The sequence below is a fragment of the Rhodobacter sp. Har01 genome (assembly GCF_020564565.1).
Lineage (GTDB): Bacteria > Pseudomonadota > Alphaproteobacteria > Rhodobacterales > Rhodobacteraceae > Pseudogemmobacter.
Map to the genome: position 1 here is coordinate 460858 of NZ_JAJCTD010000003.1, position 10268 is coordinate 471125.

General features: G+C 66.5%; 8 protein-coding genes and 3 pseudogenes. 6 read left to right on the plus strand and 5 right to left on the minus strand.

Annotated features, from left to right (window positions below):
* Positions 1-139: 139 nt before the first annotated feature.
* Positions 140-496: pseudogene (locus LHP98_RS10670) on the minus strand (ATP-binding protein); the annotation flags it as partial.
* On the opposite strand from LHP98_RS10670, the pseudogene LHP98_RS10675 reads away from it, so the two are divergent.
* A pseudogene (locus LHP98_RS10675) lies at positions 493-933 on the plus strand (IS66 family transposase); the annotation flags it as partial. The pseudogenes LHP98_RS10670 and LHP98_RS10675 sit on opposite strands and share 4 nt — an antisense overlap.
* Positions 934-935: 2 nt before the next feature.
* Positions 936-1157: a hypothetical protein gene (locus LHP98_RS10680; RefSeq protein ID WP_227252519.1), complete on the plus strand. Its 222-nt coding sequence runs from the start codon at positions 936-938 to the stop codon at positions 1155-1157.
* Between the two features lie 553 nt (positions 1158-1710).
* On the opposite strand, the gene LHP98_RS10685 is transcribed toward LHP98_RS10680, so the two are convergent.
* A complete protein-coding gene (locus tag LHP98_RS10685; RefSeq protein WP_227252520.1) occupies positions 1711-3987 on the minus strand; it encodes an adenosylcobalamin-dependent ribonucleoside-diphosphate reductase in 2277 nt (758 codons plus the stop codon).
* Between the two features lie 108 nt (positions 3988-4095).
* On the opposite strand from LHP98_RS10685, the gene LHP98_RS10690 reads away from it, so the two are divergent.
* Together LHP98_RS10690 and LHP98_RS10695 are read left to right on the plus strand one after the other, a co-directional pair.
* Positions 4096-4524, plus strand: a complete 429-nt coding sequence (locus tag LHP98_RS10690; RefSeq protein WP_227252521.1) for a DUF1489 family protein — start codon at positions 4096-4098, stop codon at positions 4522-4524.
* A 70-nt stretch (positions 4525-4594) separates the two neighbouring features.
* Positions 4595-5395 (plus strand): annotated as a pseudogene (locus LHP98_RS10695) (DMT family transporter); the annotation flags it as partial.
* 55 nt (positions 5396-5450) lie between these two features.
* On the opposite strand, the gene hisG reads toward LHP98_RS10695, so the two are convergent.
* The 3 genes from hisG to hisS are packed head-to-tail and all read right to left on the minus strand — an operon-like array spanning position 5451 to position 8781.
* Complete coding sequence (gene hisG / locus LHP98_RS10700; RefSeq protein WP_227252522.1) at positions 5451-6164, minus strand: ATP phosphoribosyltransferase; 714 nt, start codon at positions 6162-6164, stop codon at positions 5451-5453.
* A complete protein-coding gene (locus LHP98_RS10705; RefSeq protein WP_227252523.1) occupies positions 6161-7255 on the minus strand; it encodes an ATP phosphoribosyltransferase regulatory subunit in 1095 nt (364 codons plus the stop codon). Before LHP98_RS10705 ends, hisG begins: the two co-directional genes overlap by 4 nt.
* Complete coding sequence (hisS, locus tag LHP98_RS10710; protein WP_227252524.1) at positions 7252-8781, minus strand: histidine--tRNA ligase; 1530 nt, start codon at positions 8779-8781, stop codon at positions 7252-7254. Before hisS ends, LHP98_RS10705 begins: the two co-directional genes overlap by 4 nt.
* Before the next feature lie 71 nt (positions 8782-8852).
* Between hisS and LHP98_RS10715 the strand changes: the two genes are divergently transcribed.
* Together LHP98_RS10715 and LHP98_RS10720 are read left to right on the plus strand one after the other, a co-directional pair.
* Positions 8853-9053: a SlyX family protein gene (locus tag LHP98_RS10715; protein ID WP_227252525.1), complete on the plus strand. Its 201-nt coding sequence runs from the start codon at positions 8853-8855 to the stop codon at positions 9051-9053.
* A 1000-nt stretch (positions 9054-10053) separates the two neighbouring features.
* Positions 10054-10268, plus strand: a 215-nt coding sequence (locus tag LHP98_RS10720; protein WP_227252526.1) for a hypothetical protein, incomplete at its 3' end; no start/stop codon positions are given.

The window sequence follows — 10268 nt, forward strand, 5'->3', positions numbered from 1 at the left end:
GCACGTCCGGGTCGATGGCTGGTGCAGCGCCGGCGGGCGTGGCCGCGCTCACCTGCGCAAGCGGGGGCAAAATCGGCACTGCAGCAGCCATCGCCCTTCCCTCCACGGGGAACACCCGCAGAAGAAGCGCGACAGCCGCTTCAAGGTCGGCATAGGTCATCTTTTCATCACCGAAGACCGTCGACCATTCGCCGAAGGCAAGGTTGGTGGTGACGATGATCGAGGTGCGTTCGTAGAGGCGGCTGATCAGGTGGAAGAGGAGCTGTCCGCCGGATTGGGCGAAGGGCAGACAGCCCAATTCATCGAGGATGACGAAGTCGAGGCGGGTCATGCAGTCGGCCAGCCGCCCTTGTTTGCCGCCGCGCGTCTCGGTCTCGAGCCGGTTCACCAGATCGACGACGTTGTAGAAGCGGCCACGGGTGCCGTTGCGGATGAGCGCACGGGCAATGGCGATGGCGAGGCGGGCCTTGCCGGTTCCGGTGCCGCCGATCAGACCGGCATGACGCCCGTCAGCGGGTGGTACGCCCGATGCTCAGTGAACTGCATGACTGGATGCGGGCCGAGCACGCGCGGATGTCGAAGCACAACCCCGTCGCCTGGGCCATCAACTACATGTTCGAGGAGGACGGCCGCTGGGACGCTTTCACCCGCTTCCTCGACGATGGCCGCATCTGCCTGACGAACAATGCCGCCGAACGCGCCCTGCGCGGCATCACCCTCGGCTGCAATGCCTGGCTCTTCGCCGGTTCGCCCCGCGGCGGCGAGCGCGCCGCCTTCCTGTATTCCCTGATCGTCACCGCCAAGATGAACGACGTCGACCCCCAAGCCTGGCTTGCCGATGTTTTTGGCAGGCTGCCGGACATGCCACTGTCCCGCCTGCCGGACCTTCTGCCCTGGAACTGGAAGGCGCAGCACATGGATCAGGCCGCCTGAGCATGCAGTTGAACAAGGTCCATGCCGTCAAGACCATCGACCGCATCGCGGCAGAACTCGGAGAGACCGTCGATCACCTCCATGATCTCGCCATCGGCATGGAACCCGAAGACGGCGGCATCTGGGTCTACGGCACCGCAGATGTCGAGGTCCTCGCGTTCTCCCCATTCGGCGTGGAAAACCTCATCGAGATGATCGCGTTGGAACGCAACCGTCAGCCCTGAGCAACTACGGCCTTCACCGGATCGTTGCGGTATTTGAGTGACCGATCGCATCCGGTGAAGGGCGCCCTAGTCAGAGGCGAGAAAGGGATTCAGCTTCTTCTGATCATGAAAAAAAGTTGCTGAAAGTTGTTTCGCGACCTCCTGAAATGAAGCGGTCCCTCAGGTCGTATCGCCAGGGATGAGCTGGATGACCTCGCCAGCCGCCTCCCTGCGTTGCAGGCTGGTAGCTTCATCACCTTTCGCGACGAAGATGAATGACGCCATGATCTCTTCTTGTCCAGATTTCCAGTTTTGGCGCGGGAAGCGGGTGGGGGGTGTCCAAATCCGCCGGATAGCGTGGATTATCTGCAAGGATATCCGACTTGATATGCCTTATCCTCGGCCCTCCGCCGCCATCTCTCCGGTCCGACTACGTGAGCTAGTCTTGCATTGCCTGAACTGGTCCCCGAAAAAGGCGACGGGCCCCGTCCTGGTCCGTCGAAGTCCGCTTTTGGACATACCGTCAGCACTATGGACAATTCATCCGAGCACTGAGAACAGCCCGAACGCCCGTTCACCCGCACTTGGAATGGCCGCAGCTGCCGCAGGTCAGGCAGCCTTCGATCATCCGCAGGTCGTAGCTGCCGCAGGCCGGGCAGGCGGCGCCGCGGGGGGCTTCGCCGACCACCATCAGTTCGGCCTTGGGGTCGGATTTCAGGCCCAGCCCCTCGCCCTCGATGAAGCCGATCTCGATCAGGTGGCGCTCAATCACGCCGCCGATGGCGGCCAGGATCGAGGGAATGTACTTGCCCTCCATCCAGGCCCCGCCGCGGGGGTCGAAGACGGCCTTCAACTCCTCGACCACGAAGGAGATATCGCCGCCGCGCCGGAACACCGCCGAGATCATCCGGGTCAGCGCCACCGTCCAGGCGAAATGCTCCATGTTCTTGGAGTTGATGAACACCTCGAACGGGCGGCGGTGGCCGGCGATGACGATGTCGTTGATGGTGATGTAAAGTGCGTGCTCGGAGCCGGGCCACTTCACCTTGTAGGTCTGGCCTTCCAGCGCGGCGGGGCGGTCCAATGGTTCGCTGAGATACACCACCTCGGCCCCGCGGGCGGTTTGCGGCGCCTCGGCCGGGGTCTTGTCGCTGGCCTCGCTGACGGTCAGCACCGACCCGGTCACGTCGTTCGGCCGATAGGTGGTGCAGCCTTTGCAGCCCTGGTCCCAGGCCGCCATGTAGACCTCTTTGAAATCGTCAAAGCTGATGTCCACCGGGCAGTTGATGGTCTTCGAGATCGAGGAATCCACCCATTTCTGCGCCGCCGCCTGCATGCGGACATGGTCCAGCGGCGGCAGGGTCTGGGCGTTGACGAAATGCTCGGGCAGGGGCGCATCGCCCCTCTTCTCGCGCCACAGGCGGACGGCGTAGTCGACCACTTCCTCTTCGGTGCGCGAGCCGTCCTTTTGCAGCACCTTGCGGGTATAGGCATAGGCGAAGACCGGCTCGATGCCGGAGCTGACGTTGCCGGCATAAAGCGAGATCGTCCCGGTCGGCGCGACCGAGGTCAACAGGGCGTTGCGGATGCCGTGTCTGGCGATGGCGTCCCGCACCTCGGCGTCCATCTGCTGCATGGTGCCGCTGGCGAGGTACCCCTCGGCCTCGAACAGGGGAAACGCCCCCTTCTCGCGGGCCAGATCGACCGAGGCCAGATAGGCCGAGCGGGCGATGGCATGCATCCAGATCTCGGTGACCCTGGCCGCCTCGTCCGACCCGTAGCGCAGGCCCACCATCAGCAGGGCATCGGCAAGGCCGGTGACGCCAAGGCCGATCCGCCGCTTGGCCGCGGCCTCTTGCGCCTGCTGCGGCAGCGGAAAGCGGCTGGCATCCACCACGTTGTCCATCATCCGCACCGCCACCCGCACCAGCCGGTCAAGCGCCGCCATGTCAAGGGACGAATGGGCGTCGAAGGCATCCTTGACCAGCGTCGGCAGGTTGATGCTGCCCAGAAGGCAGGCGCCATAGGGCGGCAGGGGCTGCTCGCCGCAGGGGTTGGTGGCGGCGATGGTCTCGCAGTAGCCCAGGTTGTTCATTGCGTTGATGCGGTCGATGAAGATCACCCCCGGCTCGGCGTAGTCGTAGGTCGACCGCATGATCCGGTTCCACAGGTCGCGGGCCTGCACGGTGTGGTAGACCCTGCCGCCGAACAGCAGCTCCCACGGGCCGTCGGCCTTGACCGCGGCCATGAAGGCATCGGTGACCAGCACCGACAGGTTGAACATGCGCAGGCGGGCGGGGTCTTTCTTGGCCTCGATGAAGGCCTCGATGTCGGGGTGGTCGCAGCGCATGGTCGCCATCATCGCGCCGCGGCGTGACCCGGCCGACATGATGGTGCGGCACATGGCATCCCAGACGTCCATGAACGACAACGGGCCGCTGGCATCGGCGGCAACGCCCGCCACCGGGGCGCCGCGCGGGCGGATCGTGCTGAAGTCATAGCCGATGCCGCCGCCCTGCTGCATGGTCAGCGCGGCTTCCTTCAGGCTTTCGAAGATGCCGGCCATGGTGTCGGGGATGGTGCCCATGACAAAGCAGTTGAACAGGGTCACCTGCCGCCCGGTGCCGGCACCCGCCGTGATGCGGCCGGCGGGCAGGAATCGGAACCCTTCCAGCGCCTCGTAGAACGGGCCTTCCCAGGCGGCGGGGTCGGTCTCGACCTCGGCCAGCGCGCGGGCGATCCGGCGCCAGCTGTCCTCGACGCTGCCGTCGATGGGCGTGCCGTCGGCCTCCTTGAAGCGATACTTCATGTCCCAGATGGCTTCCGCAATTGGCGCCGAGAATCGCGACATGGGGCGAAGTCCTTGATCTTGTGGCAGGGGGCGGCAGGCCCCACAGGATACGCCCCCTGCCCCCCATGTCAATCTTGCCGCCGCCCCGCGACCGGCTATCTTCGGCAGATGGGAATCAGCCACATCCTCAAGCTCTGCGTTGGCGCCGACAGCGTCGAGGACCTGTCCGACTGGCAGGAAAGCCAGCGCCCCCGCTGGCCGAAAGGCCGCGCCGTCCATGTGACGCGCATGTGGCCGAAACGCGAGGCCGAGGTGCTGGCGGGCGGCTCGCTCTACTGGGTGATCAAGGGGGTCATCCTGTGCCGCCAGCGCATCCTGCGGCTTGAGCGGGTCGAGGGCAGCGACGGCATATCCCGCTGCGGGCTGGTGCTGGATGCCGAGATCATCCGCACCGAAGCCGCCCCGCGCCGGCCCTTCCAGGGCTGGCGTTACCTGGCCCCGAATGAGGCCCCGCGCGACCTGCCAACGGGCCGGGCCGCCGACGACCCGCTGCCCCCCGACCTGGCCCGAGCCCTGGCCGAGATCGGGCTTCGGTAGGCCCCGTCTTTTCCGCCAGACCCACAGGGCATAGCTTCCCTTCCGCCCGCAGCCGCGCCACAAACGGCGCATGACCCGCGCCCGCCCCTTCTGGCTGCTTGCCGCCCCGGCGATCTTTCTGATCCTGTGGTCGGCCGGCTTTGCCGTGGCCAAGCTGGCGGTCGAGCATGCCCAGCCGCTGACCGTGCTGGCGCTGCGCTACAGCCTGGTGCTGATCCTGCTGATCCCCGTCGCCGCCGTGGTCCGCCCCCGCTTTCCCGGCCGCCGCGGCATTCTGGACGTCGCGGTGGTCGGCTTTCTGATCCAGGTGATGTATTTCGGCCTGTGCTACATCGCCTTCAAATCCGGCGTCTCGGCCGGCGGCGTGGCCATCGTGGTCTGCCTGCAACCCATTCTCGTTGCCCTGATCGCCCCCCGCCTGGTGGGCGAGCGGGTCGGCCCGCGCGGCTGGCTGGGGCTGGTGCTTGGCCTCGCCGGCGCGGCGCTGGCGATCTTCGGCCGGTCGGCGGTGCAGGCCGAGAACGCCTTTGGCGTGACCTGCACGGTGCTGGCGCTGGTCGGCATCACCGCGGGCACGCTGTATGAAAAACGCTTCGGCTCGTCGCACCATCCGGTGGCCTCGAACCTGATCCAGTATGCCGTGGGTGCCGCCTGCTGCGTGCCGCTGGCACTGCTGACCGAGGATACGGCCATCGACTGGACCCCGGGCTTTGCCTGGTCGATGGCCTATCTGGTGCTGGCCAATTCGCTGCTGGCGATGACGCTTCTGCTGGCGATGATCCGCGCGGGCGAGGTGGCGCGGGTCTCGGCGCTGTTCTACCTGGTGCCGGCGCTGTCGGCGCTGTTCGCCTGGCCCATGCTGGGCGAGGCGATGCCGCCGCTGACCTGGGCCGGCATGGCGCTGGCGGCGGTCGGCGTCGCGCTGGTCAGCCGGAAACCGCCGGCACCGGCAGCCCCAGCCGCGCCGCCAGCGCCGAAAGCGAAGCCTTCGAGGGGCCGGACCAATCGGCGGCGCGGGCGGCGAAAAGCGTCGCCTGCGAAGCGTGGATAAGCCCGTCCGACAGCACCTTGAGGTGGTTCGCCTTCAGCGTCTCGCCGGTCGAGGTGATGTCGGCAATCGCCTCGGCGGTCAGGTTCTTGACCGTGCCCTCGGTCGCGCCCTGACTGTCGACCAGCGCGTAATCGGCCACGCCGTTCGCGGTCAGGAACTCTCGCACCAGGCGGTGATACTTGGTGGCGATCCGCAGCCGATGGCCGTGCGCCGCCCGGAACGCCGCCGCCGCGGCATCCAGATCGTCCAGCGTGTCGACGTCGATCCAGGCTGCCGGCACCGCGATCACCAGATCGGCGTGGCCAAAGCCCATCGGCGCCCAGTCCGCCACCTGCCGGTCCCAGTCGGCCAGCTTGTCGCGCACAAGGTCCGACCCGGTCACCCCAAGGTGCACCCGCCCCGCCGCCAGTTCGCGCGGAATTTCCCCGGCCGAAAGCAGCACCAGTTCCACCCCGTCGACGCCATCGACGGCGCCGGAATATTCCCGCTCCTGCCCGGTCTGGCGCATGGTCACCCCGCGCGCGCCGAACCATTGAAACGTCTTTTCCATCAGCCGGCCCTTGGACGGCACGCCGATCTTGAGCATCACGCGCCCCCCCGCAGCCGTGCCACCAGGGCGGGCCGGACAATCCCGCCCACCGCCGGGATCGACCGCCCCTGCCCCAGCACCGCGGTCAGCGCGTCATACCGCCCGCCGCTGGCCACGGGGGGCAGGTCGGCATCCGGTGCCAGCAGCGAGAACACGAAGCCGTCGTAGTATTCCAGGGTCGAACGCCCATGGCTGGCCTCGAACGGCAGCGCGCCCGTGTCCACGCCCCGGGCCGCCAGCGCATCCAGCCGGGCCGCGAAGGTTTCCACCGCCGGGCCGATGGCGGGCAGCATCGGCGCGATGCCCCGCAGATGCGCCAGCGCCGCCCGCGACGGCGCCTCCAGCGTCAGCAGGTCATACAGAAGCGCCGCCTCGGGGGCTGTGATGGGGGGCGCCTTGGCGTCCTCCAGCAGCGCCTCGGCCCGCGCGGCGATATCCTCGGCCGTCCGCAGGCCGACCAGAGGCCCGGCGGCGGCGATCAGCGCCTGCGGCGCATCCGCCGCCAGCCGCTGCAACAGTTGCGCCCTTGCGGCAGGCACGGGCGCCCGCCCGGCAAAGCGGTCAAGCAGCGCGCGGAACCGCTGCGGCCGCCATATGTGGCGCAGCAGGGCGCGCTTGCGGCGGTCGGTCGTGGTCAGGCCCTTCACCGCGGCCATCAGGATGCCGATATCCCCCGTGGCAGACCGCAGGTTCAGGTCGGCCAGCAGGCCCTGGAACAGCGCGAACACCTCGGCATCCGCCTGTGGTGCTGCGCGGTCGAAGACCTCATACCCCACCTGCAGGTATTCCCGCGCGCGGCCGTCCAGATGTTCCTGCCGGCGGAAGACCTCGCCCATGTAGGCATAGCGCGCCGGGTCGGCGCCGTTCGTCATGTGGCCTTGCACCACCGGCACGGTGAAATCTGGCCGCAGCATCATTTCGCCGGCCATCGGGTCGGCGGTAATGTAGGCGCGGGCGCGGATATCCTCGCCGTAAAGGTCCAGCAGGGTTTCGGCCGGCAGCAGGATGTCAGCCTCGACCGGCACCGCGCCGGCGGCGACGAAGGCGCCGAACAGCCGCTCGGCCTCGGCCCGGATGGCGGCCTTGGTCATTTCGCCAGCATCTTCCGCACGGCGGCCACCAGTTCGGCCCGGGGCACTTCCAGCTGCGCCGGGCGGTCCTTCCATTCCTCGAGCGTGGCGTTCTGCGCGATCTGGGCGCCGAGGATCAGGTCCTTGAGGATGACAGTGCCAGCAGCGGACTCGTTCCCACCCTGGATGACGGCCACCGGAGAGCCGCGCTTGTCGGCATACTTGAGCTGGTTGCCAAAGTTCTTGGGGTTACCCAGATAGACCTCGGCCCGGATGCCGGCAGAGCGCAACTCGCCCACCATGGCCATGTAGTCGGCCATCCGGTCGCGATCCATCACGGTGACCACGACCGGGCCCTCCGAGGAGCCAGCGACCCGCCCCTTGGCCCGCAAAGCCGCGAGCAGCCGGTCCACCCCGATGGAAACCCCGGTCGCCGGCACATCCTGCCCGGTGAACCGCTTGACCAGCCCATCATACCGCCCGCCCCCGGCCACCGAGCCGAAATTGCGCGGCCGCCCCTTCTCGTCGGTGATCTGGAAGGTCAGTTCGGCCTCGAAGACCGGGCCGGTGTAGTAGCCGAGGCCACGAACGACAGAAGGGTCAACAACTATTCGGTCTGCACCGTATCCTTGGGCAGCGAGCAGGTTGGACATCTGTTCCAACTCGTCAACGCCCGCCTTTCCGAAAGCGGAGTCACCAACCGCCTTTCGAAGACTTAGAATCGTTTCGTTGTTGTCTGCACCTTTGGCAGTCAGGAACCACGCAATCGGTTCAGCTTCATGTTGCGCGAGCCCCACTCCTTCAATGCGCGCACCTGACTCATCCGTTCGACCGACCGTCAGGAGTTGCATGACCCCATTGATGCCGACCTTGTCGAATTTGTCGATTGTCCGAAGGATTTGATCTTCCTTGGACTTTAGCTCCCTCAACATGATCTCATCGTATTTGTTGGCGAGCATTTGGGTTTCGGAATCACCATAGCGGCGCCCGAATCCAACGGATTCAAGCACTCCGTTCAAGACCTTGCGGTTGTTCACCTTCACCACGTAGTCGCCGCGGGGGATGCCGACTTCTTCCAGTGCATCCGCCAGCATGGCGCAGATTTCGGCGTCGGCGGCGACTGACCCCGACCCCACCGTATCGGCATCGCACTGGTAGAACTGGCGGAACCTCCCCGGCCCCGGCTTCTCGTTGCGCCAGACCGGGCCCATGGCGTAGCGGCGGTAGGGGTTGGGCAATTCGTTGCGGTATTGCGCCGCCACCCGCGCCAAAGGCGCCGTCAGGTCATAGCGCAGGGCCAGCCAGTCGGCGTCTTCGTCCTGCCAGGCGAATACGCCGTCGTTGGGGCGGTCGACGTCGGGCAGGAACTTGCCCAGCGCCTCGACGGTTTCCACGGCCGAGGTCTCCAGCGGGTCAAAGCCGTAGCGGTGGTAGACCCCGGCGATGGCGTCCAGCATCGCCTTCCGCTCGGTCACCTCGGCGCCGAAATAGTCGCGGAAGCCCTTGGGCGTTTCGGCCCGGGGACGGCGGATTTTGCCTTCGGACATGGCTTGGGCCCCTTGCATCGGTCGGCGCTTGCTGTAGCGGATGGGGGGCGGGGCGGCAAGCGGGGGTGGCGATGGACCGGGTCGAGGCGCTGGAGGAAAAGGTGGCGCACCTGATGCGGGCGATGGACGACCTGTCGGACGTGCTCGCCCGGCAGGCGCGCGAGATCGAGGCGCTGTCGCGGCGGGCCCAGATGCTGCTGGAGCGGGAGGCCGAGCGCGAGGCGATGGCGGGCGAGGCGCCGGCGGCGAACGTCCGGCCGCCACATTGGTGAGCGGGGGGTGTCCCATGATGGGACAGCTTTGGCCGCAAGGGATTCCAATGGGTTGCGAATCCGTTTTAGGGATTTGTTAAGATTTGCTGAAGCGCGACCAATTGCGCCGGACGTGGCGCAAGGCGATTGGCGAACCCCGTGCACGGTGGTTTTCGTTTGCTTTCAGGGGGTTAAGGCTGGCGGATTCCGGCCCATTGGGTTGCACGGGGCGGCTTCGCTAAGCTATTGATTTTGTTGAATCGGCGGGGCCTTGGTCAACCGATTGGCAAACCGGTCTCAGGGCCTGAAACACAGGGTTCGGCGCTCTGAGGCGCGGGCTTCCCACTGGTGTTCTTCAGCCGTGGTTCCCTTGTCGAAGTGACCGCCCGAGCGATGAATACTGTCGAGGGTCTGAAGGTCTGCGCCAAGGCCTTTCCCGAGGTTCGCTCTGGTCGTCGTGCTTTCGCCGCTCTCCCTGAGCAACACACCCACAACTGCCTGCACCCTACTGGGTTCGACTGCCCGGAAGGCGCGCACCATGGCGAGCTCGTCGTCGGTCTCGTGGCACTCATCCAGGAACCGGTGACCCGTGACAACCTTGTCTAGCTCAAACTCGTTCCGAACCTGCCCTGACAGAAAGGCTTCGGTGAAGTCCGGCCGTTCTCATATTTGGCCACGGCAAAGCGCGTCAGGCCGACCAAGCGGGCGGACTCCTCTTGACTCCGTTCGCCCCTGAGAGCGCGCAGCCAATTGCGAAGTTCATCGGTGCCGTGCTGGACTGACACTTGTGCTGATTTGGGTATATTCGACGGAGAGGTTGAGCAAATCACAGCGCAGCGTGAATATCAAAGCGCACCACTGATACGGTTCAGAAGCTCTGCAAAGCGGGGAAGACCATCCCCCAATGGGCAAAGGAGAACGGCTTTCCGGTCCACGCGGTTCGGGCGGTCGTCCATGGCCACAACAAAGGCCACTAAGGACCATCGCACAGGATCGCCGTGGCCCTCAAGGAGGGGAAAGCGTGATCGGCTTCGTTGCGGGTTTCGGGCGGTGCGGCACGTCGCTTGCTTGTGCGATGCTGGCCGCGGGCGGCTTGCCGGTGGCCGGGGTGGCGCCGGTCTTCGAGGACCACCGCTTTTCGCCGCGGCGCACCGATCCGGCCTGGCGGCTGGCGCAGACCGGCCGCGTCGTCAAATGGGTCTGCCCGCTGACGACATGGTGCCCGGACAAGGCGCA

What these genes read in the sequence shown, in the direction of transcription:
- hisS (WP_227252524.1), bottom strand. Translation starts at nt 8,781, where the DNA reads ATGTCCGAAGGCAAAATCCGCCGTCCCCGGGCCGAAACGCCCAAGGGC.
- LHP98_RS10715 (WP_227252525.1), top strand. Translation starts at nt 8,853, where the DNA reads ATGGACCGGGTCGAGGCGCTGGAGGAAAAGGTGGCGCACCTGATGCGG.
- LHP98_RS10680 (WP_227252519.1), top strand. Translation starts at nt 936, where the DNA reads ATGCAGTTGAACAAGGTCCATGCCGTCAAGACCATCGACCGCATCGCG.
- LHP98_RS10690 (WP_227252521.1), top strand. Translation starts at nt 4,096, where the DNA reads ATGGGAATCAGCCACATCCTCAAGCTCTGCGTTGGCGCCGACAGCGTC.
- LHP98_RS10685 (WP_227252520.1), bottom strand. Translation starts at nt 3,987, where the DNA reads ATGTCGCGATTCTCGGCGCCAATTGCGGAAGCCATCTGGGACATGAAG.
- LHP98_RS10705 (WP_227252523.1), bottom strand. Translation starts at nt 7,255, where the DNA reads ATGACCAAGGCCGCCATCCGGGCCGAGGCCGAGCGGCTGTTCGGCGCC.